22 protein-coding genes are annotated in these 26,195 nt (G+C 45.9%); 11 read left to right on the forward strand and 11 right to left on the reverse strand.

Annotated elements, in window-relative coordinates; translation table 11 throughout:
- Nucleotides 1-155 precede the first annotated feature (155 nt).
- Nucleotides 156-1,040 carry a hypothetical protein gene (locus ACXAH6_RS16965; protein WP_474878751.1) on the reverse strand — a complete coding sequence of 295 codons (885 nt, stop codon included), beginning with the start codon at nt 1,038-1,040 and terminating at the stop codon, nt 156-158.
- 256 nt (nt 1,041-1,296) lie between these two features.
- On the opposite strand from ACXAH6_RS16965, the gene ACXAH6_RS16970 reads away from it, so the two are divergent.
- Complete coding sequence (locus tag ACXAH6_RS16970) at nt 1,297-2,112, forward strand: NAD-dependent epimerase/dehydratase family protein (protein ID WP_474878752.1); 816 nt, start codon at nt 1,297-1,299, stop codon at nt 2,110-2,112.
- 36 nt (nt 2,113-2,148) lie between these two features.
- On the opposite strand, the gene ACXAH6_RS16975 is transcribed toward ACXAH6_RS16970, so the two are convergent.
- The 3 genes from ACXAH6_RS16975 to ACXAH6_RS16985 form a co-directional block, all read right to left on the reverse strand.
- Entirely contained in the window at nt 2,149-3,570 is a 1,422-nt protein-coding gene (locus ACXAH6_RS16975; protein ID WP_474878753.1) for a sodium-dependent transporter, read from the reverse strand.
- 213 nt (nt 3,571-3,783) lie between these two features.
- Complete coding sequence (locus ACXAH6_RS16980) at nt 3,784-4,503, reverse strand: SDR family NAD(P)-dependent oxidoreductase (RefSeq protein ID WP_474878754.1); 720 nt, start codon at nt 4,501-4,503, stop codon at nt 3,784-3,786.
- Nucleotides 4,504-4,507: 4 nt separating this feature from the next.
- Nucleotides 4,508-4,918 carry a thiol-disulfide oxidoreductase DCC family protein gene (locus tag ACXAH6_RS16985; protein ID WP_474878756.1) on the reverse strand — a complete coding sequence of 137 codons (411 nt, stop codon included), beginning with the start codon at nt 4,916-4,918 and terminating at the stop codon, nt 4,508-4,510.
- 94 nt (nt 4,919-5,012) lie between these two features.
- Between ACXAH6_RS16985 and msrA the strand changes: the two genes are divergently transcribed.
- Nucleotides 5,013-5,549, forward strand: coding sequence for a peptide-methionine (S)-S-oxide reductase MsrA (msrA, locus tag ACXAH6_RS16990; RefSeq protein ID WP_474878758.1), 537 nt, complete (start codon nt 5,013-5,015; stop codon nt 5,547-5,549).
- Between the two features lie 81 nt (nt 5,550-5,630).
- On the opposite strand, the gene ACXAH6_RS16995 is transcribed toward msrA, so the two are convergent.
- The gene (locus tag ACXAH6_RS16995; protein ID WP_474878759.1) at nt 5,631-6,770 is read right to left on the reverse strand and encodes an esterase-like activity of phytase family protein; all 1,140 of its coding nucleotides are present in this window, start codon (nt 6,768-6,770) and stop codon (nt 5,631-5,633) included.
- A 172-nt stretch (nt 6,771-6,942) separates the two neighbouring features.
- On the opposite strand from ACXAH6_RS16995, the gene ACXAH6_RS17000 reads away from it, so the two are divergent.
- The 4 genes from ACXAH6_RS17000 to ACXAH6_RS17015 all read left to right on the forward strand — a co-directional run bounded on the left by ACXAH6_RS17000 (nt 6,943) and on the right by ACXAH6_RS17015 (nt 10,733).
- Nucleotides 6,943-8,841 (forward strand): metallophosphoesterase family protein, encoded by a 1,899-nt coding sequence (locus ACXAH6_RS17000; protein ID WP_474878817.1) that lies wholly within the window; start codon nt 6,943-6,945, stop codon nt 8,839-8,841.
- A gap of 14 nt (nt 8,842-8,855) precedes the next feature.
- Entirely contained in the window at nt 8,856-9,395 is a 540-nt protein-coding gene (gene fldB, locus ACXAH6_RS17005) for a flavodoxin FldB (protein ID WP_474878761.1), read from the forward strand.
- Nucleotides 9,388-10,191: a CLCA_X family protein gene (locus ACXAH6_RS17010; RefSeq protein ID WP_474878762.1), complete on the forward strand. Its 804-nt coding sequence runs from the start codon at nt 9,388-9,390 to the stop codon at nt 10,189-10,191. Before fldB ends, ACXAH6_RS17010 begins: the two co-directional genes overlap by 8 nt.
- Nucleotides 10,192-10,325: 134 nt before the next feature.
- On the forward strand, nt 10,326-10,733 hold the full coding sequence (locus ACXAH6_RS17015) for an ExbD/TolR family protein (RefSeq protein WP_474878764.1): 408 nt from the start codon (nt 10,326-10,328) through the stop codon (nt 10,731-10,733).
- A 59-nt stretch (nt 10,734-10,792) separates the two neighbouring features.
- Here the strand turns inward: ACXAH6_RS17015 and ACXAH6_RS17020 are convergent, their stop codons facing one another.
- From ACXAH6_RS17020 to ACXAH6_RS17030, 3 genes are all read right to left on the reverse strand, one after another.
- Nucleotides 10,793-11,158, reverse strand: a complete 366-nt coding sequence (locus ACXAH6_RS17020) for a hypothetical protein (RefSeq protein WP_474878765.1) — start codon at nt 11,156-11,158, stop codon at nt 10,793-10,795.
- Between the two features lie 33 nt (nt 11,159-11,191).
- Nucleotides 11,192-11,887, reverse strand: a complete 696-nt coding sequence (locus ACXAH6_RS17025) for a tRNA1(Val) (adenine(37)-N6)-methyltransferase (RefSeq protein ID WP_474878767.1) — start codon at nt 11,885-11,887, stop codon at nt 11,192-11,194.
- 87 nt (nt 11,888-11,974) lie between these two features.
- Entirely contained in the window at nt 11,975-12,607 is a 633-nt protein-coding gene (locus ACXAH6_RS17030) for an NAD(P)H-binding protein (protein ID WP_474878769.1), read from the reverse strand.
- Between the two features lie 223 nt (nt 12,608-12,830).
- Here ACXAH6_RS17030 and ACXAH6_RS17035 point away from each other — a divergent pair, with 223 nt between their 5' ends.
- Nucleotides 12,831-15,035 carry a S9 family peptidase gene (locus tag ACXAH6_RS17035; RefSeq protein WP_474878771.1) on the forward strand — a complete coding sequence of 735 codons (2,205 nt, stop codon included), beginning with the start codon at nt 12,831-12,833 and terminating at the stop codon, nt 15,033-15,035.
- Between the two features lie 71 nt (nt 15,036-15,106).
- On the opposite strand, the gene ACXAH6_RS17040 is transcribed toward ACXAH6_RS17035, so the two are convergent.
- Nucleotides 15,107-16,609: an Hsp70 family protein gene (locus ACXAH6_RS17040; RefSeq protein WP_474878772.1), complete on the reverse strand. Its 1,503-nt coding sequence runs from the start codon at nt 16,607-16,609 to the stop codon at nt 15,107-15,109.
- Between the two features lie 261 nt (nt 16,610-16,870).
- Here ACXAH6_RS17040 and ACXAH6_RS17045 point away from each other — a divergent pair, with 261 nt between their 5' ends.
- Nucleotides 16,871-17,416 carry a YaeQ family protein gene (locus ACXAH6_RS17045; protein WP_474878774.1) on the forward strand — a complete coding sequence of 182 codons (546 nt, stop codon included), beginning with the start codon at nt 16,871-16,873 and terminating at the stop codon, nt 17,414-17,416.
- Nucleotides 17,417-17,738: 322 nt separating this feature from the next.
- On the forward strand, nt 17,739-18,575 hold the full coding sequence (locus ACXAH6_RS17050) for a glycosyltransferase (RefSeq protein ID WP_474878776.1): 837 nt from the start codon (nt 17,739-17,741) through the stop codon (nt 18,573-18,575).
- Here the strand turns inward: ACXAH6_RS17050 and ACXAH6_RS17055 are convergent.
- Nucleotides 18,568-21,456 (reverse strand): putative bifunctional diguanylate cyclase/phosphodiesterase, encoded by a 2,889-nt coding sequence (locus tag ACXAH6_RS17055; protein ID WP_474878778.1) that lies wholly within the window; start codon nt 21,454-21,456, stop codon nt 18,568-18,570. The genes ACXAH6_RS17050 and ACXAH6_RS17055 overlap by 8 nt on opposite strands.
- A gap of 120 nt (nt 21,457-21,576) precedes the next feature.
- Here ACXAH6_RS17055 and ACXAH6_RS17060 point away from each other — a divergent pair, with 120 nt between their 5' ends.
- Complete coding sequence (locus ACXAH6_RS17060; RefSeq protein ID WP_474878780.1) at nt 21,577-22,566, forward strand: serine/threonine dehydratase; 990 nt, start codon at nt 21,577-21,579, stop codon at nt 22,564-22,566.
- Between the two features lie 12 nt (nt 22,567-22,578).
- On the forward strand, nt 22,579-24,243 hold the full coding sequence (locus ACXAH6_RS17065) for an amidohydrolase (RefSeq protein ID WP_474878782.1): 1,665 nt from the start codon (nt 22,579-22,581) through the stop codon (nt 24,241-24,243).
- Between the two features lie 50 nt (nt 24,244-24,293).
- On the opposite strand, the gene ACXAH6_RS17070 is transcribed toward ACXAH6_RS17065, so the two are convergent.
- Nucleotides 24,294-26,159, reverse strand: coding sequence for a hypothetical protein (locus ACXAH6_RS17070; protein WP_474878784.1), 1,866 nt, complete (start codon nt 26,157-26,159; stop codon nt 24,294-24,296).
- Nucleotides 26,160-26,195: the final 36 nt, after the last annotated feature.

The raw sequence follows: 26,195 nt of genomic DNA on the forward strand, positions 1-26,195 counted from the left end.
ACCCAACACTCGAACAATAAAGCTGCTATAAAAAATATCGCGATCGCAGCCTTCGGCTGCTAGAAAAAATAAACCCCTCTGAAAAAAGAGGGGTTTATCATCAATCTGAGAGCAACTATACCAGTTGCTCTTTTAGTTTGTTCAGAATTTGCCCATTATGACTTGCTACGCTTAACGCCAAACCAGCCTAGAAATGCAGCAGCCACGTAAACTAAACCCACTGGCTCAGGTACATCGGGAATATCGACAGAGTCTGGTGTATCCCCCATCACATAATGGTAATCAAAAGTCACCGATTCACCAGTTAGTAAAGTACCAATATCAAAAGCAACACCGATAGTGTAATCGCCGTTACCTAAATTGGTGCCTGATAAGTAATCAGAATGATTGGTAGTCCAATTGGTAACACCTGTATTGTGGGTCACATCAGACACGCTATACAATCCCAACGTCAAACCATTGCTATCATTGATAGAATTAACCCAGTCGCTCGCAGCTAAACTACCATAACCTCGCGAGTTTGTCGTAGAAGCACCTGTTGGCATATCAGGATCAATTGCTCTTAAAAAACTTAAATTGGTTAAATCGGATAACGCTGTGATTGTCGTAACAAAGCTGACAAATTCGTCTTCGTCATTAAAATATGTAGTTGTGGTGATATCGAAAAACGTACTGTATGAACCAACCCATTGAACAGCATTGTCGTAAACACTACTTCCAGATATATCTGTCAGCGTCGATGAAGATATAACGCCACCAGAATTGGTATTATTGTTACCGACACTACCTGATTCAGTACTAGAAACACCAAAATATTCCCATGGTGTGCCTGGAGTAAGATAATCACTACTGCCAAAAGTACTCGTTCCCGAAGGGTCATGAAGTAGTCCTGGCGAGGTATTACCTCCGTAACCTAACGTACCGTTATCGCTTATCGCGGTACGAACATAATCACCTTCCATGATAATTGAAGCCTGAGCGATACTGAAAGCTCCTGAAAAACACAAAAGTCCTACACCTTTAATTAGATTACCATTCATAATCATTTCCTTATTCTCGGTTAGTAATGCAAACGTCAATATCTGCCAAACATCATTCGAAGGTCGTAATTAAGTATTTAGCAATATATATTCCAGAAAAAAATACATAGATATTTCGTGGACTTGAAAGTAAGCGCTGATCTAAATTTATTAATTTGTATAAAAAATTGACACTTATTGACAAAGCACTTACAAGAAATTAACTAATTAAATCTTCAGTGCTCAGATAAAAATAGAAGAAAAGGACAAACGAAAAATGAGTAAACACACTCTCGCAATTTGTGGCTTTGGTTGGCTAGCTCAGCATTTTTATCAACGCTATGCTGACGAATATCGGTTTATCGGTACCACGCGAAGTGAAGAAAAAGCCCGTACCAATAGCAATCACAACCTGCGCTTGTTTCCCTTTAGTCTGGGGGATTCACCGACGGCTTGGTTAAAAGACGCTGCTGGCGCAACCTTGCTGCTCAATATTCCACCGGGGCGTAAAGCTGGCCCAGCTGAGCACTTTGAGCCTGAAATGAAAGCGCTGATCCAAGCTGCGAAAAACGCCGATATCAAGCATATTGTCTTTATCTCAACCACGTCGGTTTATGGCGATGAAGTACAAGGTGAAGTCACCGAACATACCCCCACCGCACCAACAACAGGTTCTGGCAAAGTGCATATAGCCATTGAAGAATATCTCGCCTCCCAATCCGTGCCCTATACTGTGGTTCGACTGGCGGGTTTGATTGGTCCTGATCGCCATCCAATCAACACGCTTGCTGGGCGTACCTTGCAGAACGGGCAACAAGCGACCAACCTTATTCACATTGAAGACGTGTGCCGCGCACTACACCAAGTTATCAAACAGAGTGTCACGGAACAGACGCTTGTATTGTGTAGCCAAGCACATCCACAACGTGGTGCGTATTACACTTATTGCGCTGAAAAGTTAGGGCTTGAGCCACCGCACTTTGAAGGATATCAAGACAACTTACCCACTTCGGGCAAGCAAATTAATAGTGCAGAGAGTTTTGCGAAGTTGGGCTTGGAAATGTGTTATCCAAGCCCATACGACATGCTGTAAACACAGGCGGTTGCCCGTTGTACTTATAACAACGGGTTAGCCGATGAGTGACACACCAAAGTATTTCAATGCCACTGTATTAACGAATATCAAAGCGAGAATACCCGGAATAAAAGTGCCCACAGACACATCGACATAGCGCTCAAAGTAGCTGCCTTTGTATTTAGGAGCGCCTTCATCTAGCTCTGCATTGAACTTATGACGCTTCCAACGATAGATAACGAAAATACAAATCAATAAGCCATTAAGCGGCAAAATGGTATCGTAGAAAACGTCGTAAATTAACTCGAAGAAAGACTTGTTATTACCTGCGTAAGACACAAACTTGGTGAAGAAATCCACATAGCCAAACGACAATGCGCAGAACGTAGCTAACACCACAAGCAAAATACCCAATGACACAAGGGCCTTCTTACGGCTGACTTTTTTCTCGTCCATCAGGGCCGCAACAGGCACCTCGAAAATCGAGACCAAAGACGTAATGGCAGCAAAAAAGACCAATAGGAAGAAGATACTGGCTACGATACTCGCGCCTACAAAACCAATGCTGGTTTGCAGCGCCAAGAAGATTTGCGGCAAGAAAGTAAAAATCATGCTGATCGAAGATTCACTCAACGATGTGGGGTCTGTGTCTGGATTAAACGAGAAAATCGCTGGAAGAATCATCAAACCCGCTGTAAACGCTACCGCCGTATCAGTTAATGCCACCAACTTAGCAGAGCCGGGCACGTCGTTAGATTTACCAATATAACTGCCGTAAGTGATCATAATCCCCATACCCAAAGACAAGGAGAAGAAAGCTTGTGACAGCGCTCCATTAATAACCGAAGCGTTAATTTTGCTGAAATCTGGGATTAGATAATACTTCACCCCAGCCATAGCATTATCACGGGTTAAGACAAATATGACCAATAAGACCAGCATCACAAACAGCGCTGGCATCAGCAATTTCGCTGCCGCTTCAATACCTTTTTTCACACCACCTTGTAAAATCAAATAAACGATGGCGAGTACCACCGCCATGTGCACAAAGATCGTTTTAGAGTTGATGAAATTGCCAAAGGTATCGGGGTTAGCCAACATTGTCAGGTCACCGGTAACGGCGTAATACAAATAGCCGAAAATCCAAATGGTGATCACTAAATAAAATACCGCAATCATGAAAGGCGTGATGATGGAAAGCCAACCAGCTATTTTCCAATACCACTTGTTGTCGCCGAGTTCACGATACGCACCGAGAGGATCTTTACGTGAATGACGCCCCACCGACATCTCGGCGAGCATAACAGGTAAACAAATCGCGAAAACGAAAATCGCATACATTAAAAGAAATGCGCCACCACCATTTTTGGCAGCACCCACAGGAAACCCAACTAAATTACCAATTCCCACTGCTGAACCGGCAGCAGCTAGGATGAATCCAATGCGCGATCCGAATTGCTCTCTCGCCCCGCTCATATCCATTCCTCATTATTACTTGTTGTTATAGATGTCGTTTTTTATTGTTCTTTTTTGCGTTGCAGTGCGGCAAGCCAAACACGTGAAAGCCCCTCTGGCCCCCACAAAAGCGGCGTTGACCAATGCAACACGCAAGCCTTGAATGGTAACAGCGTTAAAATTAAATGTCTTGAGTTTAAATGATGGGTGTACCTGAGAATGCGGGAAGTGGCATCACCAGTTTACAGTTTTGTGCTCCCAGTCTCGAAACGCGGGGCTGTCCTCGGGGCCAAGTTGAGGTAATAACGCCAATAACTGCTGGGCAGTAAAGGCTGGAGTGAACAGCTTTTTGCTCGGCACATTGCTTTGAAAGGGTTCAGACAACGGCGTGTCCACTGTACCAGGGTGATAACACACCAACACAGTTTGCTTAGCACGCCTTGCATATTCTACCGCTGCGGTTTTCACAAACATGTTCAGTGCAGCCTTAGAAGTTCGATAGCCATACCAACCACCGAGTCTATTGTCGCTGATACTCCCAACTCGCGCACTGAGCAGCACAATATAGCTGGTCGTGTCAGCCATGCGGTCAATGAGGTGTTTTAACCACAATGCCGGCACTAAAGTATTGGCTTGAAAATACCCCATCATTTGCGCTTCAACAACAGACTCTATTCGCTTTTCAGGATACAAATCTGATTCGTCATGACGTTGGTGTAATACGCCTGTACAACAAAACACATGTGAAAATCGGCAGTTGTCATCAAGCGTAGTGAAAAAGCCCTGAATAGATGCTTCGCGATAATCATCTATCGTGAACCACCTAACCGACGGTGGTAACGATTGTGGTGCGCGATTTCTCGAAACAGCATAAATAGTGGAATTTGGGTAGGCAGCCACCCATTGTTCGAGTAAGGCCGACCCGATTCCACCAGCGCCTCCAATTAATAACATTGATTCATTCACGGAATTTTATCTCGCATTGGGCACAGCGCTTCTTCCCGGTTAACCAGTACGAAATACGGTATCTATGTTTGGCAAACACGAGATAAAACTTATCGGCAAAATAGCGGATCACAGGCCAGCGCAACGGCGCGTACAACCAACCTTTCCCCACCAGCGACCAAGCTTTGTGGGTCACATCTAGCCCTACTATCATGGTGCCATCGGGTAGCCTTGCGTGGATACGGTCGTTCAGCGCTTGCCAATCTAGTTCAGGGTAATCGCGTAAAAAATCTGCTGACATAATATCGACAAACGCAATACGATTGTCGCTGTCGTACTTCTTTAAATGACGCATTTCGATGGCGCACAATGGGCAGTGTCCGTCGTAAAACAACGTCAAAGCGGTGTGGTTATTCGTTTTCATGCTGAGTTATACGATAAAAAAGCCAAGCTGGATGACTTGAAGTTTTGATTTTTCAGCCCCACACTCACCCCACGACAGAATAGAGGTAAAAAACATGGCAAATATCCAATCGGCAACACTCGCAGGCGGGTGCTTTTGGTGTTTGGAATCCGCGTTTAACAAAGTGCGCGGCGTAGAAAAAGCGTATTCAGGTTATGCCGGTGGTCACACCGAAAACCCGACGTATGAAGAAGTTTGTACCGGTAATACTGGGCACGCTGAAGTGATACGCGTTAACTTTGATGCCGACGACATCAGTTACCGTGAGATTCTGGAAATCTTCTTCGCGCTACACGACCCTACGCAGCTCAACCGCCAGGGCAATGATATTGGCACTCAGTATCGCAGCGTTGTGTATTACCACGATGACGCGCAAAAAGCGCAAGCAGAAGCCATTATTGCGGAAATGACCGAAGCGCAAACTTGGCCAGAGCCTATTGTGACGACGGTAGAGCCTATCGACAATTACTCACAAGCTGAAGACTACCACCAAGATTATTTCAATAATAATCCGCAAAACCAGTACTGCGCTATGGTGGTCTCGCCTAAATTAGCCAAGTTCAAAAAGACCTTTGCCGAAAGACTAAAATAAATCTTTCTTGAGCTACGCAACGAAAAAAGGCTATCGATAATCACGATAGCCTTTTTCATTTTTATCATCCCGAATTGGCGACTAGTTAAACCATGCAGGGTTTAACTTCAATGGGAAAAGTAATGGCGCATTGGCTTCATAATTCGCGCGATTCACTTCACATTGTACGTTTTTCATGTAATTCACTTTCCACGGGTCGTTCACCAACCACAGAGTGTCGCCCAATACGGCCATGCCTTCAATCGAGGCATTGTCCATAATTTCTTTGTCTGGGCAGCTGCCATCAGTCACCGCATTTGGCGCAGTAAATTGTAGCGGGATCTTCTTGGTCGGGCGTTTACCTTCAGTATCAATAACCCAAAGTTGGTTATCGTTACGCGCTGCGGCTAATAGAAAAGCGTTTTCACTATCTTCGTCCACATAATAAGCCAACGCGTTTACTGGGTGATTACCACCATCGAAGGTAGGTGTGTTCAATTGTGGGTCAGCGACAGGAGCAAAGTCACTCGACTGCCAAAATCCATCATCAATATCAAGGGTAAAAATGCGAGGGTTACCCGCAGTATCTTTTTCTAGGCCAAGGTACAAGGTGCCGTCTGGCGACATTGCCAAACCTTCAATACCGTCATTAGGGAAATCTCCCACTTTATAGTCCAAGTCAAATTGCAACGGACGTACGTTTTGCATCTGGGTTTGACCATTTTCAGACAACACTACTTTCACCAACAAAGTTGGATAATCGGTCGATCCCGTGTCTTGGTATTTTTGTTGGCAGCGCTCACTCAAAGCGCCGGTACGGGTTGCGTCTTCGGTCACCACGTAAAATACACTGTCGTCGCGAGGGTCAACCACTAACGCCTCAAGGTCTGGCTCATCAGCTAGATATTGTGAGAAACAACTGCGACGCACACTGGCCGACATCGTCATTTCTGCCGGTTTTGGCGTTAATTGCGCATTGTTAGGGTTAATAAAATGCAACCGACGTTGCTGGTCTTCCTGCGCACTGCCATCAGACAAGCTCACCAATTGTCCACGCCACGGGGTAAGCCCCGATGTTTGTGGGTCAGACATCACGCTGCCGTCGGCTTCTGTGATCCACGTACCATCGACAATAATATCACCTTGTACTTCAGGCACTACGGGTTGCACTTCGGCCTGTTCGGAACAAGCAGTAATGCCTGCCAACATACACGCGGCAGCAATGGCTTTGTATTTCATCATTCTGTACTCTAATTCTTCTGTTATTGATCGATCCTCTCCTAAGCCAAATACGTAGGTCAAGGAATTGATTTAAAAAGTGTTACGTCTTTATACTTCCTATACAATCGCGATGCACGTAGCATAGCGATAAGTGAAGATATCTATAAGGCGGAAAGTGGAATCTAAGACCTTTATGCCTCCAGTCATAGCAGGCCCAATATTACGACACGTCAGTGACAACACAGTGACCGTGTGGCTAGTGGTACCTGAAAAAACAGCGTTAAGCCTGCTACTGTATACCGAAAATGGGCGGCAAGTGAATGGACACAGTCACGCCGACGTTGTGCAAGTAGGCTCTCACGCTTTCGTGACACTTTTGCAGTTCACCCCAGATTCGCCAATTTCAGCGAATGTCCGTTACAACTACCGCATTCAGTTCGACAATACTGAGTTACAAGCCGCTTGGCAGCTAAAACAAGATGCGCTTTGCTATAAAGGCGCTGAACAGCTGCACTTTGTGTGGCAATCTCAGTTGAGTAATGTATTACACGGTTCTTGTCGCAAGCCCCATTACCCTGGGCCTGACAGTTTGACAAGAGTTGATGAATCTATTCAACACTCCATTAGCGGTACAGTGCAACGCCCAGACATGTTAATCATGAGCGGCGACCAAGTGTATGTCGATGATGTTGCAGGCCCTATGTTACAAGCCATTCATCAGGTAATAGATAAGTTGGGTTTATTCCATGAAACGCTAGACGGCGCCTTAGTCAACAGCAGCGATGAACTGGCATCACACCAATATGGCTTTTACCAACGGGAACAAATTTTACCGCAAATTGAAGCGAATACCGCACTATCAGGGTTGTTTTTTGGCGCCAAGAAAAAGCCCATCTTCACTTCGGTAAATGCGCAAAATCACCTTATTTCAACAGCAGAAGTGCTAGCGATGTACTTACTGTGTTGGTCTGAAGAGCTTTGGTGCGATATCGAGTTTACACGAGATACCATCCCCGCCGATTTTCACGCAACGTACGATGATGAATTAGCGGCTGTGAAAGATTTCATCACCACGTTACCCAAAGTAAGGCGAGCTTTGGCTCATGTGCCTGTGTACATGATTTTTGATGACCATGATGTCACCGACGATTGGAACCTAACGCGGGGCTGGGAGCAAGAAGTGTATGGCCACCCGCTCTCTCGTCGCATGATTGGCAATGCACTCATCGCTTATTTGCTTTGTCAGGGCTGGGGCAACCAACCGCAAAAAGTCACGGATTTAATTCAACAAGCCCAATCGTGTTTTACGCCTGAGGGGATCATAGAACACGACGCACTCATTGACGCCTTACTGGATTTCAGCGACTGGCATTACCAACTCGACACCACGCCCCCCGTTCACGTGCTCGACACCAGAACCCAGCGTTGGCGCTCAGAATCAAGCTTAAACAAGCCTTCAGGCTTAATGGACTGGGAAGCCTTATGCGAATTCCAACAAGGACTGATAGGGCACGATGCAGTGATTGTGGTTTCTGCCGCACCAATTTATGGTGTGAAAATTATTGAAGCCATTCAGAAGGTCTTCACCTTCTTTGGAAAAGCGCTTACCGTCGATGCCGAAAACTGGATGGCCCACAAAGGTACAGCCAGCGTGATTTTGAATATCTTTCGTCATTACCGTACGCCGCCGCACTTTATTATTTTGTCGGGAGATGTGCATTACTCCTTTGTTTATGACGTAAGACTGCGCTTTCGCCGTAACAGTCCCAAAATCACTCAGTTCACTTGTAGCGGGTTTAAAAATACCTTTCCCCCCAAGCTCATTCGCTGGTTGGACCGTTTAAACCAAGGGTTTTACGGCCCGCGTTCACCGTTGAACTTCTTAACTCGCCGTCGAAATATGACGGTATACGACCGTCATCCAGATTCCGATCCCGCATTAACATTGCTAAACAAAACCGCGGTGGGGCAACTGCAAATTGACGCAGACTGTTCACAAGTTATCTGTAAGGCTTTGTGTGGCGACGGAGAAACGGTAGAATTCCCGATTTATAAAGAATCATCTGAGAAGTCGTCTTCTCAGCGCAAGTAAAGGTATGTGTATTAATGAGTGACCAAGACCTAAAAATAGGCCTGTTTTATGGTTCAACAACCTGCTACACCGAAATGGCGGCAGAGAAGATCCAGGCGCAGTTAAATAGCTTATTTGAAGCGCAAGTGGTGGATATTCATAATATTAAAGACGTCTCATTGAATCATACCGCGCAATACGACATCCTGATTTTTGGTATTTCAACTTGGGACTTCGGTGAACTTCAAGAAGACTGGGAGTCGATGTGGGACGACGTACATCAGTTGAACCTGAAAGATAAGATAGTAGCGCTTTACGGCCTTGGCGACCAATACGGCTATGCCGACTGGTTCCAAGATGCTTTGGGCATGCTTCACGACGCTATCCTCCCTTCAGGCCCAAAAATCATTGGCTATTGGCCCAATGAAGGCTACGAATTTGCCAAGTCAAAAGCGCTAACCGAAGACGGCAGCCAATTCGTTGGCTTGTCATTAGACGATGAAAACCAATACGACTTGTCTGAACAGCGTATCGAACAATGGTGTTTGACCCTGCTCGAGGAGATGAGTGACTAATTCCCCAACGCCCGCTGATCAAGGCAGGTTACACAAGGAATACTTTCGCAACGGTGACAATCACCGCGACGGTGCCGATGTGTCATTCAACGATATTCGCAAACTGTTTAATTTTCGCCGTATTACCATTGGCCGTTGGGTTACGGCAAAAGAACAGCAGATTGCCGCCAATTTGTTCTTTGATGCCTTGTATGATCTCGTGGATATTTTGCAGGTTAACGAGCAAGTTTTGTCCCTTAACGGCAGTTTGAGTTTGGCCTTTGGCAGCGGCGGACAAAAACACAGTAACGCCCATTACGACTCAGCTAAACGTCAGCTCGCGTTGGCCAAGAACGCAGGCGGTGGTGCACTGGCTCACGAGTGGTTTCACGCTTTTGATCACTACATCTGCCCCCACGCCTTTGAACAGGTGACATCGGATCAGTTTGCCTCTAAAGCGTGGTTAGATAACAACAATCCCAAATCCCATCCATTGAATAAAAAGTTGTTTGCTTGCTTTGAGAGCTTGTTTCTCGATCCAGAAACCGAAGCGCCAAGTGACTATGTAAAACAATCGGTTAAGGCTGATAAAGCACTCAAAACTTATTACTACGCCATGCCACAAGAATTGGCGGCCCGTGCCTTTGAAGCGTGTATTCAAGACCATCAAATTAAGAACGCTTTTTTGGTTCAAGGCACAAAAATGTCAACTGAGGCTAGACTTGGCATTTATCCTCATGGTAATTTGAGATCGCAGCTAAACAATGCGTTCATGTTGTATTTTTACCAACTCGGTAAAGCGCTGTCTAAAAAATAATCATAACGATTGCATCACTGGCCGACATATTTCGGCTGGTCGTCGCACTCGCGTTATTTGTTTGTACAAAGACTAGGTTTTTTTGTTACAAATAGTATACTAGGGTGCTCAAATTAGAGAAGAAAGAAGACGAGATGAAAAGAAAAAAGCATACTTCAGGTGATGATGAGGCTCAAATCGACATGACACCTATGTTGGACATCGTGTTCATCATGTTGATTTTCTTCATTGTAACTACCTCGTTCGTGAAGGAAAAAGGATTAGACGTTAACCGTCCAGAAGATACGCAAAGCAACAACAATACACGTAGCAACTCTTTGTCTATTCGTATTGATGAAAATGGCGTAATCACTATGGGTGGCCGTGAAGTTGATATTCGTCGAGTAATCGCGAACATCCAAACTTACTTAGCGGAAAACCCAACTGATACAGCGGCGATTCAAGCAGACGAAGATACTGAACACGGTATCGTTGTTAATGTGATGAACCAAGCTAAAGAAGCAGGTATTGCTAAAGTATCTGTGTTGGTGAAAAAGTCTTAATTCGACGATTTTCATAACAAAAAAACGCGGCCTCAGCCGCGTTTTTTTGTATCTAAATATCACTCACTTCGCATGGCGCTAACAAAATCATTCGCCGGTATGCCAACAGGCTCGTAAAGCTTATCAGCGGGATAAGCAAACAACCCAAACTTATTCGCTTTGTGGTGCGACAACACAATAGCAAACGCCGGTTTGCAATCGACACTGTCGTGAAATGGGTCAACCAAAGGCACTTCGTAACGGCCTAATTGTAAAATAGCAATGTCGCGATCATGACAATGCGTGATGCGGTCTGGTACGGGTGAAACAAGTTGAGCGTAAACTTGAAAGAAAGGAACGCGGCATTCCATTCCTCGCCATTCAAAAGGCAAATAAAATAAACGGTTTGTCCATGTAGCTAGAGGTTTCGGAACGCTAGAAGGCATAGTGTCACTCCTCTCAGTGCAGGAATAATAGGGTTAGAAATTCAAATAAAAATCCTTACAAAGCTGTTGATAATCTTTCGTATACGCGCCTTTTTCATCTCTAATTATCAAAGCGCGTTTATTAACTATTGTCGTTTGTTGCCTAAATTGCAAGGCGCAAAGGTAAGGCGACACATTTGGTTTACTGTGTACTAGCAAACACCGAGATAGAAAAAGGCCGTTTCTACTAGCAAGTGTTTCAGCTTCATCTAGGCGGTCAAAGGGCAGGACACAAGCAAACTCACCTTCGTGATCCAATAAGCTTTTTACACGGGCAAATAAAGCACCCAAAGTGAGCGTTGTAGTTTGACGTGCCTGTTGCCGTAACGCGCTTTGCTTGTCGAATGCCCGCGTATCGCCCTCTGCATGAGCAAAATAAGGTGGGTTAGTGATGATCAGGCGATAAGGGCCATTAAGCGGCTCTGACAATACATCGCCTTGAATGATGCTCAACCTTGCCTGCCAAGGCGAGTGTTCTGCGTTGTCACAGGCTTGCGCTGCAGCGTTTGGGTCTAATTCAATTGCGTCGATCACTGGCGCTAACGCACTACCCTGAATGTCCGTTCTTTGTGCCAGCATGATTGCGAGTAAACCTGAGCCGGTGCCAATATCTAGGTAACGCTGGGAAGTGGTATCTTGAGGGAGCGACACCCAACAGCCCAGCAATAGGCTGTCTGTCCCTACTTTCATTGCACACTGCTCATGGGCAATAAAAAACTGCTTACACTGGAACCCTTTCGGTCGCTGAGACACGCTGAAAACCTACTTTGAAAACACCTAATTGAAAGGCTGTAGTCTAATCATTTCTCTGGCTACCGAAAAGGCCGTAACAGGCTTGTATTTTTTTAATGGCCCTATCATCAGTGGACTCAGTAAAGGCGCTAGTTTCTGGCCTAACTCTTCTAAGCCTCGCGCCTGTGAGCGCTCTCCAAGTAACAATGAAGGCCTAACAGCCGCAGCATGACGCAACTGAGACATAGACATGATCGCGTTTTCTAGCTCTCCCTTCACACGCAAATAAAAGTGGCGACTTTTGGCATTCGCCCCCACCGAGGAAATAAACACAAAACCATTAGCTCGCTGGGCTCTCGCCAACTGGGCTGCTACATGTACGTATTCAAAATCAACCTTGCGAAACGCCGACTTAGAACCGGCTTGCTTGAGTGTTGTACCCAAACAACAATACACATGGTCGACTGAAAAATAGCCTTGATAATCATCAAGTTTGTCAAAATCTACCACTAACGGTTGGAGTTTTTCGCAAGGGTCATTAATGTGATTCAGCGATATGGGACGACGCACTAAACACGTCACATTGGTATAGCGCGGATCGGCCAATAGCTGGGAAAGTAAACTTTTCCCGACCAACCCCGTGGCCCCTAAGACTAAAGCGCTTTTTTGTGTTGTCAAAGTATGTCATCCTCACTGCGTACAAAGCATCGACGGTTTTATTTAAGCACACGTCTGTATAGCCGAACACGTGTAACGGCATCAAATACATTTGGGTGCGTTAAATAAGCAGTACGTGATCCACGATAATCGTGATCAAAGAAACGAGAAAACCCTTCTCATTTTTGTCTGCTCAATAAACCGAAAAATAACTTTAATTCCACGACAGTGAACTTAGATTATAATGAAAAAACTCTTACTCTTTGGAGCCCTTATGCTCAGTAGTTCGATTCAGGCAGAGACACTCTCAATTGAACGTATTTTTCAATCACCATCACTAGATGGTAAAGCGCCACGTAACCTGTCGGTGTCTCCCGACGGTAAACGCGTGACCTTCCTACAAGGTAAAGCCACCGATTATGAGCGCCTTGATTTGTGGGAATACAATATCGCCTCTGGCAAATCCAGCGTACTGTTCGACTCCGACGATCTTCACGCCGGTGAAGAAGTACTGTCTGATGAAGAAAAAGCCCGCCGTGAACGCATGCGCTTATCTGGCTCAGGCATTGTTAGCTATCAATGGTCTTCTGACGGTAAAGCCCTGCTATTCCCTCTCGGCGGCGATGTTTATTACTATAAACTCGGTGATAAAGGCGCTAAGCAATTACTCGATACCGACGCTTTTGAAACCGATATTAAATTGTCTCCTAAAGGGCAATATATTTCCTTTATTCGCGATCAAAATCTGCTGATTAAAAACATCAAAACCGGTAAAGAAACGCCAATCACTACCGAAGGTGGTGGCGATATCAAATACGGTATGGCTGAGTTTGTGGCGCAAGAAGAAATGGGCCGGATGACCGGCTATTGGTGGTCGCCTGACGAAAAATACCTCGCCTTTATTGAAGTAGACGAAGCCCCTGTCGATATCATTACGCGTTCAGAAATTTACGCTGACGATATCAAAATGATTGAGCAAAAATACCCCAAAGCCGGTACGCCTAACGTTAAAGTACGCTTAGCCATTCAATCTGTTGAAACCGGTGAGCGTGAGTGGGTTGAGCTGGGCAAAGAAACCGATATCTATCTTGCTCGCGGCCAGTGGATGCCAGACAACAACACCTTCACATATCAATGGCAAAGCCGTGATCAGCAAGCGCTAGAATTACGTGCGTATCACTTAGACAGCAACAAGCAAGACGTGTTGATCAAAGAAAGCAGCGACACTTGGGTGAACCTCAATGACGACCTGACTTTCTTAAAAGATAAAAAACACTTTATCTGGGCCTCTGAACGCGATGGCTTTAAACACCTTTACTTGTTTACTAACCAAGGCAAATTAGTACGCCAGCTTACAAAAGGCGACTGGGTAGTAGACGACCTAGAAGCGGTGAACAACGACACTGGCACCGTTTATTTCACTGGCCGTAAAGACACGCCTCTTGAGCGCCACTTGTATTCCGTAAGCTTAAAAGGTGGTGACATTCAACGTGTAACCTCACAAGATGGCTACCACAGCATTGCGTTTAGCGATGACGCATCTATCTATGTAGATCGCTTCTCGACAGCAAATACGCCATTTCAGGTTAGCTTACACAAAGCCAACGGAGAGCAGCTTACTTGGTTAGAAGAAAATGCGTTAGATGCTGACCACCCGCTCACACCTTACCTGAGTGATTGGGTGAAGCCCGAATTTGGCGTTATCAAGAACGACCAAGGTATCGAACTTCAATACCGTATCTACAAGCCTAAAAACCTACAAGAAAAACACCCTGCTATCGTGTTCTTGTACGGTGGCCCTCACGCGCAAATGGTAACCAATAGCTGGGGTGGAAACCGCGGTCTATTGATGCAACATTGGGTGAGCAAAGGTTACGTGGTTTTCACGCTCGATAACCGTGGCTCAAACTATCGTGGTAAAGCCTTTGAAGATCCAATCTACAAAGCCATGGGTACAGTTGAAGTTGACGACCAAGTTGAAGGCGTGAAGTTCTTACGCACCCTCCCTTATGTTGATGCCGAACGCATTGGTGTACACGGCCACAGCTACGGCGGCTACATGACGCTAATGACCATGTTCAAAGCCGGTGACTACTTCAAAGCGGGTGTGTCTGGAGCACCGGTTACAGACTGGCGTTTATACGACACTCATTACACTGAACGTTATATGGGCAACCCACAAACTGACGATGACGCCTACACCGCATCTTCTGTATTCCCTTATGCAGAAAACTTGAAAGGCCCATTGTTGATTTATCATGGAATGGCAGATGACAACGTATTGTTCACGCACAGCACGCGTTTGTACAAGCATTTGCAAGACCGTGGTATTCCCTTTGAAGTGATGGACTATCCAGGTAAAAAGCACAGTATCCGAGGTAAAACAACGGGTATTCACTTGTACCACACGATCACGAACTTCTTCGACCGCACCATCGGCCAGAAGTAAGTTCAGCGCATAAAAAAGGCCGGCGACAGTGAAACCACTTCGCCGGCCTTTTTGTATCTAGCGAGTCTCGATTAAGCTGTTCGGTAAGCCTGAATTGCCAAGCCTTCACACACAGAATTAAACGCATCGTTTTCCAATAGCGGCAAGCCCGCCAGTAGCCCATCCGATAGTGTATTGCGCAATATGGGTGATAAGCTCATACCACCGGTTATCATCACCACTTCAGGAGCAATGGAAGTTTGAGCCAAGCACTCTTCGATTAAGCGAATGACTTTACCCAGCCAAGACTTCATCGACTGAGCCAACATGGTATTGTCGATAGATACCTGAAAATCTGGCTCGATATAAGGTAACGGCAAAGTAATCGCCTCTTTTGACGACAAGAGTTCTTTAGCCATACGGGCTGAGTTAACCACGCGTGCAGAGAGTTTTTCTTCTTGCACAATCAAGAGGCGCTCAAGTAACTTGGCCTCTTTGGAAATCGACATGGTTTGCATAATTTCTAAACCGTAGTCTGCCGAGAAGAAACGCGTGAGTTTAGGAATATCATCTACCGCGCACATATCAGAGAAATACGTAGGCGGCACTGACAACCCATTGTTCATCAAACTACCCATACCCAAATGCGGGGCAATGGCCTTGATGACCAAGTTTTTATCACACTCCATACCGCCCAAGCGTTTGCCAGTTACGCCTAATACTGGGTTATGATGACTGTGATCTTGCTCGACATCGGGCGCCAAACGAATACAACAGATATCGGTAGTACCACCGCCCACATCCACCACCAAGGTTGTGGTTTCTTTTTCCAGCGTTTGCTCAATTTTATAAGCTGCCGCAATGGGTTCTTCCAAAAAGCTAACTTGGTCAAAGCCGGCTTGCTGTGCGGCTTGTTCCATAATACCAATGGCTTGGGCATTTCCCGCTTCACCACGAGTACCGTGAAATTTCACCGGTCGGCCGATCACTGCCTGAGTGACAGCTTGTTGTAACTGAGACTCAGCGCATTCTCTAAAATAACGCAATTGCTTGGCTATCATGCCCACAAAGGCTTCTTGCTGCTGCTCATCAAGGCTGGCACCCAAAAAGTTCTTAGGCGAGTAAATCAAACGGCCTTTTTCTGGTGTGGCTAAAAAGCGCTTAAACCCTTCTTCACCAAAGGCAAATGTGCCGGTTTCAACCAGCTGTTTTAACGACAGATCTTGTACTGTGAGGTCTTTTAACAGCAAGCCAATAGCGCGCTTCTGTAGCCCCGGACGGTCGTGAAACTGCCCGCGTAAGCTGTCTATGCGGTCGCTGTAAACCTGTTGTTCATTGGGGTCTTGGGCTTCGTAGAAACGCTGTTTTTCTTTGTCGATCTGCTCGCCAATAGCGCGCTGCAATTGGCTCACTTTCGCCTCGACAATTTCCGCCGGCGGCGTAGGTAATTCGTCGGGATAATAAATAAAAATAGAAGAGCGAATTTTATTGCCGTCATCTATGTGTGGATCAAGTTTCACGTGATGATGAATTGATCCGTCAAAATATACGACCTCAGAATTCGAGGTGCCGTAATCTATACCTACTGCTGCCATGCCGTTTTAAATAACTCAAAAATGATGGGCGAGATTGTACAGGAAAATACTTCTTAAGATCACGGCAGCTTGCGGTTTTATTACACACAAGCCAAATATCCCGTTAGCCTCGATGAAGATAATAGTAGCGGGCATTAGGTACGTTTACTCTTTAATTGATACGGATGCTCGAAATAACTGATACTATGCGCAGCAAAGTTGACGGGGCGAATGATTGCTTGATTTACCAATAGCCCTCTTCGCCTATAATTCAGGAACAGCATGGCACTCAAAGCGACCATTTTTAAAGCCGACATATCGATAACCGATATGGATCGCAACTACTACAACGACCATAACCTCACGATTGCTCGTCATCCTTCTGAAAACGACGAGCGCATGATGTTGAGGCTCATCGCCTTTATTGCTAATGCCCATGAACGGTTACAGTTCACCAAAGGGCTATCTGATGACGACGTACCCGACCTGTGGCAAAAAAGCTTTAGTGACGAATTAGAGTTGTGGATTGAATTAGGCCAACCGTCGGAACAACGCATCAAGAAAGGTTGTAATCAAAGTCAGCAAATGCTGATTTACGCTTATGCCGATAACAGTTTTGAAGTATGGTGGCAGAAAGAAAAAAACAAATTACACACACGAAACAACCTTGCCGTGTTTACCTTGCCTGAAACATTAGCAGCTGCGTTAGCAAATGCTGTGCAACGCTCTATGCAAATCCAAGTCACGATTCAAGATGGGCAAATGTGGCTCACCATTGACGGCGCAAATACCACCCAAAGTCTAGAAATCGCTATCGACAAGCGCTAGCCAAACGGGTTTGTGCACTATCCAGAGGTATCTTCAAGATACACTGAGGTTTGCAAACTCTTGCAAACCTTTACTCAAAGGAACTTTCTGACTTATGATCCCTCTGATACTGTAGAGACAATTTATTGCGCAACAGGGATTGGTCACGCATGTTTAGTAAGCTCAACATTAGTCTTATTTGTCGCACCATCGCTTGTTTTTTCATTTTGCGACATAGCATTCATTTTATTTTTTAACGTGCCCACGAAACGTGGTGTGCGTTTTCGTTAGCACTCCCACCTTTTCGGCATTGATAATTTCTAACTTTTCGGGTGTTTATCACATGTTTCAGCATTTCATACTGACTCGATTCAATCTACGAAAAAAAGGGTGGCAGAAGACTAAATCTCACACCCAGGTACTCACTGATACTTGGATGGAGAACCGCCTGAATTTATTCGAAAAATTCTGTTACGCCTCAGTAAAAGCGCAATCGAATCAGAAGTTTGAGTGGTTGGTTTTCTTTGATACAACAACCCCCGCTAAATTTCGACAACGCATAGCGGCTCTCGCACAGGCGTTCAGTCTATTTAAACCCATATATGCTGATGGCATGGACGACTTTTTACCCGCGATCACCCGTGAGATTAATGCGCGCTTACACATGCCTTATTTAATTACTTCCCGTCTCGATAATGACGACTGTCTACACCAAGATTACGTTATGGAAGTGCAAGCCCAGTTTTATCAACAAGACTTTATGGCCATTGACTTTGTTGACGGTTTTACCTTGCAAGTATCTCCCCATGTCAGATTTGCCAAGCATGCCCATGTGCATAATCCGTTTTTGAGTTTGATCGAAAAGAGCGACAACTTTAAAACAATTTGGCTCGACGAAAGACACGGCTACTGGAGCAATGTACGACAAGTTAAACCGATCAGAAAAAAGCCGATGTGGATGTCGGTCATACACATGGAAAACAAGGTCAACAAGTATCGAGGCTTTGACGAAGTCGATTTAAACCTCATTCGCTACTTCAACCTACATCAAGACACGCTGCAGAATATTGAATGCAATATAGAGCCTTTTTCAACATGGAAGCGACAAGCGTTGTGGCAAAAACTCCGCACGCGTTGGAAAGTCAGCGCTAAATTAATCAAGCGTAAACTAGCTATTTAGATAGCAGCACTAACCGCGTTTGCTGTGCATCTAACAACTGCATGATGGGCTGGGGTTTACCCAGCGCAAAACCCTGCCCGTAATCGACGGAAAGTGCTCGAAGCACATCGCAGGTATGCTCGTCGACAACAAACTCGGCAATGGTCTTTTTACCCATACTATGGGCAATGTTATTAATCGCTGTGACCGTGGCTAAATCAATTTGATCACGGGCAATATTACGCACAAATGACCCATCAATTTTCACGTAGTCCACGTCGAGGTTCTTCAGGTACATAAACGACGACATGCCTGCCCCAAAGTCATCCAAGGCGAAATGACACCCTAGCGCACGTAAACTTTGAATAAATCCTTGAGCCGCGCTCAGATTGGTCACTGCGGTGGTTTCAGTAATTTCAAAGCACAGCTTTTCAGCCGGTACGCGTGAGTTTTGTACTCGCTGAATAATATGCCGCAATAACACCTCATCTCCCAAGGTGATCCCCGACAGATTGATTGCAATTTTCGCAAGCTGCTCACATTGTTTGGCGTTATTTTCCAACAAGGTCAGTGTTTTATTCACGACCCACCAATCAACTTTGTTCATTAAGCCATGGCGTTCAGCCAAAGGGATAAACATGCCGGGGCTAACCATATGCCCCTCGCGCGATTCTAATCGCAACAAGACCTCGCAGTGCAGGCCATTGTCGCTCGCCGACATTGGGACTATCGGTTGGCAGTACAGCTCAAACGCGTCGTATTCAATGGCGTGCTGCAACAAACTTAATGTTTCGCTTTCAGCCACATCTAATTCTTGTTGCTCTTTGGATGGCTCATGCACGTAATAACGATTACGGCCTAAATATTTAGCCTGATAACAGGCATTGTCAGCAGCTTTAATAAATTCTGCAGCAGTGTGATTTGCCGAATCTATTTCGATAACACCGATACTGGCGCCGACAAAAAACAGCTTATCGTTATATATAAATCGATAATTCGCGATGTCTTTTAACAGTGTGTCTAGCTTTTCTTTTACTTCTATCAGTGTTTGATTGAAGAAGATCATGCAGAACTCATCTCCCCCGATACGTGCGAGCAGGTCTTTTTCTGCCACGTGACGGGAGAAAATCTTCGCCACTTCGGTGAGCAAACGGTCGCCCGCAGGATGACCACAACTGTCATTAACGAGCTTGAATCGGTCCATATCTATGAAACACATCACCGCGCGTTGTTGCCCATTGCGCACATTAACTATGAGCTCTTTTAATTGGCTGTCGAAGGCATACCGATTCATTAACCCCGTCAATTGGTCATGATTGGCCTGATAATACACCTCCGCTTGTAACGCCTGCTCTTTAGTAACATCTCTGGCAATTCCCTCCACGGCAATCAACTTGCCATTCTCATCCATTACCGGAGTATCGGCGAATTCAATCACGCGCATTTCAGCATCTTTGCCAAGGTAATGAACGAGGTAAGGGTCTGGCTTTTCACCATTGCGGATACGGTGGCGAATTTGTAAGGTTTCGTCGGGGATTTGGCGAACAAACTGCCGTTCTTTAGTACAAAACTCATCGACGGTATAACCCAATATATCTTCAACCCCAGCACTGACGTAAACAAAGCTGTGTTCCAATGTTTTGGTGTATACGAAATGGCGATACATACCATCGATTAAGCGTCGGTATTTTTCTTCACTTTGTTTGAGCGCACGCTGTGCATTAAAACGTTCACTCACATCTCGGAGCGTGATCGCCAACGTGTTTTCGGCTTTTACCACCTGAATTTTTAGCCACTGAGGGGCAATAAGACGGGTTTTAATCTCTAGGTAGTCTTCGTATGGGATGTCTGTGCTAAACACGCGTTGCACATCGGTAAAAATCTTTCCGTGACCAAGCTTGTTTAGCTGTTCAGACAAACAATCGTGTCGAATTGCACGAATATCGCCGGCAAATAAGCGCTTCGCATAGAGATTGGCCTCTACCAATGCAAAATCTTTCTGCTTGAGTTGATAGATTAAGATAGCATCAAGAGACACTTCACTGGCCGTTTTATAACGTTGTTGGCTGGCGCTGAGCTTAACGGCGCCTTTGAGTTGTTTGTGAAACACCCAACATGCCGCTAACGACATCACAAAACCAATAACCGCGATGATCAAGCCGGGGCTAACACCACTTACTTGCGACTGCATTCTCAAGGTCCACGTGCGTCCCATAAAGCCGATAGGTGCTGGCGAAACCACCGTTGGGCCACTGTCTAATTGGCCACTCGTTAGCAATATGGCGTTTTGGTCTGCCACTTCAAAATTAAACTGTGGCCCCACCAACTCCCCCATCATGCTCGACAATATGCGTTCTACGTCAAATACCGCGATGACAAAGCCGTGTTGTGGTTCTTGCGGGCTTACCGCTCGGCCAGCCAGTAAGTAGTAATGTCGGTCCAGACCATAGGTAAGTGTATTGGCAAACAACTCGTCGGAAGGCTGCATCTTGAGACCTGTAGCCATTAACGGCTGCCCAACAATGGCGTCGGATAGCAAGGTATTTTTTACGTCTTTCGGCCGAGTGATCCATCGAATAATGCCGTCTTTGTCAGCGTAAGCTAATGCGCTGTAGCCTCCCTGCATACCGAGTAACGCCATCGCTTCGGCATTAAACCAGTCTGTTGGGTTAGGCATAAAACTCGGCCAGTTTTGCATCAGATTAATCAGCGCTTGATATCGCTCTTGTGAATACACATGCAAACTATTACTCACTTGCTGACCCACTGATCTAGCCTTAGAAACCCGCGCAGCGCGATCGTCATCGTGTAGGTAAAGGCCTAAACAAATAAATAGCGCCACCAGCACTACAAAAAGTGCCGAAGGCAACCAGTAAATTCGGCGCTTAACGGTTTCAGACATAAACTACTCACACAGACTTTGCGACATGCAAGGTTAAGTGAGTATTGTGAAATTAATATGACTGGCGATAGAGGCGCATAGCGGTTAATGTATGGCTTCGTATTGTTCAAGGAAATATTGATGTCCGTTACGTTTGACGATATCCATGCCGCATCACTTCGCATTCGCGACAAGGTAAAACACACCCCAATTTTCGAATCTCAGTTGCTCAACCAATGGCTTGGCCAACGCATTTTATTTAAAGCCGAGTGCTTGCAAACAACAGGCGCATTTAAACTGCGTGGCGCGTCGAATTTTATCGGCCATTTAGCGGAAAAAAACGCATTGCCGAAACACATTGTGGCAAACAGTTCCGGTAATCACGCTCAAGCAGTTGCATATTCAGCATCGCAATATGGCATTCCGTCAACCATTTTTGCTACCGAAACTATTTCGACCATCAAGGCAGAAGCAACCCAAAGCTATGGGGCAGAATTGCGACTTTTCGCCACGCGTCCTGAAGCTGACGCCGCAGTGGCTGCCACAGCACAAGCTGAAGGCGTAGAATGGATACCGCCTTTTAATCATCCGGATGTCATCGCTGGGCAAGGCACTGTTGCTAACGAAATATTCGACGAAGTTGAACACGTTGATGCGATTTTCGCACCCTGTGGCGGTGGCGGACTACTTAGTGGTACCTTGATTGCCGCTAGACATCGCTCGCCACAAACCTTGGTTATTGGCGCCGAACCGCTTATTGCCAATGATGCAGCGCGCTCGCTGCAAAGTGGAGTAATCGAGTCGCTTCCCGGCCCGGTGCAAACCTTAGCCGATGGCGCAGCAACACCGTCTGTGGGTGAATGTACCTTTCCCTACTTACAAGAACTCGACGATTTTTATGAAGTGGACGAAGTACAAATAGCCTATTGGACCCAATGGCTGCACCATTTGCTTAAGCTTCACATTGAACCAACTTCAGCCATGAGTATGGCGGCGGTAGCGGCATGGGCGTCTAGCGCACCGGCTAATCAAACCGCAGTGGTTATATTATCAGGCGGCAATATTAGCCAAGCCAGCATGGCCAAAATATGGCAAAAAGATTACCTACAACAACCACCGATATTGACCTAACAAGGACAAGGCATGCGTATAACAACAGGAAAAATCACCGCCCTATTCGCCTCTAGCTTATTGAGTTTAATGAGTACTCAGTTGAGAGCTGCCACTCTCATTGACAATATTACTGGCTATACCCTCACTCAAGAAGGCGAGCTGATCAGCTTTAAGCAGTTATTAATTGATAACGGCAAAGTACTGGCTCTGGACCCAAAAACCACACCGAGTGACACAACCCGTGTTGATGGTCGGGGTAAGTATTTATTACCCGGCTTGATCGATGCTCATGGCCATTTAATGGGGTTAGGTGACAACCTGTTGTTAGTCGATTTACGCGATGCCACCAGCGAACAAGATGCCGCAAAGAAAGTTGCCGCGTATGCGTTTGCGCATCCTGATCAAACGTGGATCTCAGGACAAGGCTGGAATCAGGAGTTGTGGCCTGACCGAGCATTTCCGTCAGCGGCATCATTAGATAAAACACTGGGCAGTCGTCCAGCGTGGCTTACTCGCGTTGATGCTCACGCAGGCTGGGCAAACTCGGTCGCACTTAAACTGGCGGGTATCGACGAGAACACCCCTGACCCTGTGGGCGGGAAGATAGTGCGACGCCCTGATGGCAAGCCTAGCGGTGTGCTGATCGACAATGCAATGTCATTAGTGACCGATATTATGCCTCAAGCCAATGCCGAGCAATACGCTCAGCAATTGGAAGCTGCAGGTAACCACTTACTATCACTAGGTGTTACATCTATGCACGATGCAGGCATTGAACATCGCCTGTATGACTTTTACTTAAAGCGCGCTGCTGAAGGTACCTTACCTATTCGCATTTATGCAATGATCAGCGCAACCGACCCATTACTTGCCGACATGCTCTCGAATGGCTACGTGAACAGTAAAGACGACTTCCTGTCGATCCGCAGTGTGAAGGCCTATGGTGATGGCGCTTTAGGTAGCCGTGGTGCAGCGCTACTTGCGCCCTATTCAGATGCCCCCCACCAGTCGGGTTTAATGCTCACGCAACCAGAAGATTTTGCCTCACTCTTTACCCAAGTGATAAGCGCCGGATTTCAGCTTAATTTCCACGCTATCGGCGACAGAGCTAACCATTTAGCACTGGCCCAATTTGAAGAAACATTTAAGTCTATTGGCGGTAAGGCACTGCGAAACCGCATCGAACACGCTCAAGTGATCGCACCAGAAGACTTACCCAAATTTGCTGAGTTAGGTGTACTACCTTCAATGCAACCAACCCATGCAACCAGTGATAAAAACATGGCCGAATCGCGTATTGGCAAAGCGAGAATGAAAGGTGCCTATGCGTGGCAAACCTTGCTAAAGAGCGGTATTGCCCTCCCCTTAGGCTCAGATTTCCCAGTTGAACTGGCTAACCCTTTTTACGGTATTCATGCTGCCGTCACTCGACAAGACCGTAATAACCAACCAGTGAAAGGCTGGTATCCAGAAGAAGCCCTCACCAGAGAACAAGCCTTCAGAGGGTTTACACTCGATGCGGCCTATGCAGGCCATCAAGAAGACAAAATTGGCACCTTAACGCCACGAAAGTGGGCTGATTTTGTTTTGGTGGATAAAGATATGTTTACCATCCCAGAACAGGATTTGTGGAAAATTACAGTGCTACAAACCTGGGTTGCGGGCAATAAGGTGTACTCCGCCACCGAACAGTAAACGTAAAACCACCGCCTCTTGTTTATCAAAAGAGGCGGTGAATAAGACGATTAGTCGTCTTTGTTTTCTTCGTTACGTAAAAAGCCTGCCGCTTCTTCTGTTTGCTTTGCCGTTAGCTTTTCATTCTGCGTTTCTTGCACAGGTACTGCACGAGTCTGTTGGTTCACCTGATGGATCGTACTGGCGTTCTGCAAGTCAGATTCATTGGTAATAGACGCAATGGTCTCACGACCGCGTAAGAACGCTTTGATCTCTTTTACGATTTCGTCCAGCTCGCTGTCATTGCGAGACATACCCATAATAAAACGGGGCGACTCTAAGTTGGCCGAACCACTGGTAGCAAAAATCGACGTATTCAAACGCGACGTTAAAATCCACGGTGTAATAGAGCTACGTACCACAACGTTTTCAGAACGGGTTGAGTCGTGAATAGACATACCGGTGGAAATACGAGACTCAGTGTACGTACCTTCGGTTTTTAAGAACATCAACAGCGACGTAAACTGAATTTCACCCCAAAAAATATGCGACGCATTATTCAGGATACGCCCGGCCGCTTGGAAAGTTAACCAAGCAAAAAACGCAAAAATAATACCGTTAATTTGGCTCATACCTTCAAGCAATAACGCGGGTTTTACCGACCATTCGTTGTTTTGCAAAAACAATAGAAGCTCAACAATATTAGTACCCAACAGATACAAGAAACCAAACCCAACCAGCGTGGCAAGCTGGGCTAGCCCCGACGCGAGTAACTTTCCGCTCTTGCTGTACAAAGGGGTATCATTGTCGGCAGGCACAGGCTGTGTTTCGACCAGCAGTTCACCTGCAAAACTTCCCTTTCCTTCCGCTTGTTCATTAAGACGTGGATCGAACTCGCGATACAGTCGGTTAGGAATTTCTTTATAGCGGCGATTCGCCAGTACAATGTTTTCAATGTTGATGAAAATTTCGTTGGGGTGCACGCTTTCTTGCATGTTGTCGCGAAATTCACTCACTTCTGTGCGAGGCGTTACTGAACGCAAACGCGACTTCAAGTTAGGAATTACACCTACAACTACCATTACTACCGCGAGCAATAGCACACCCAAGTTGCCCCACGCTTTAAACAAAGGTGAAGACTCGGTGAGCTCTTGTACCTCTTTAGGGTCTATGCCTGTGTTGTCTAAGGCAAAACCAACAAACACTGGCACAATAATGCTCAGCGCCAGCAATACCCCAACAGAGGCGCCACGCGAAGGCTTGAGGTGTAAATTACCTTGGTTGTGAATAGAGTTAGCCGTTTTACGCCAGGTGCTGACTAGATAAATAAGTAGCAATAACGACAACATAGGCATGGTGAGATAACGCGCTATTTCTCCCGCGAGGCCGCTAGACACCACAAAGAATACAATCAAGAAGCACATAATGGCAGTGAGGTAATTAAGTACCAAAACTCCCATTTCCTGCGCTAAATGACGAACTTGATAAGGCAAAAAAGTAAGTGATGGCACTAGTGAATGCAGCAAGCGCGCCACCCAACCTATTGGTTCAGCAAACGTATTGTTCTTGCGCCCCATAAGCATAGAGTGCAACGTTTTATCGTTGTAGAAAACCGTGCTTTTTTCTGCTTGTGCCACATCTTGTTCAGAACGAGAATGGTTGTAAGCCAACGACGTCGGCACCGAACGCCCAACAAAATAACGAAATAACTGAAAAATACCTACGCCCAAATGGCGAGCACCCGCAGCGACAAAAATAAAGCCGAGGATCGCATACGCATAGCCTGTGATAGCTTCTTCTTTTAAAGCATCGGCAACTGAAATGAGCGGAATAACACCAGCCAGCATGAGAAGCACACCGGTGAGCGCGCGAAATTTACCTTCGGTTTTAAACGGGTTAACAATCCCAAGGGTTTGGGATCCAAAATCGTAGGACATACCACTTCCTTATTCTCTACAGAGGATGAGTTCCAA

This window comes from Alteromonas sp. ABE4_545, from assembly GCF_056161325.1.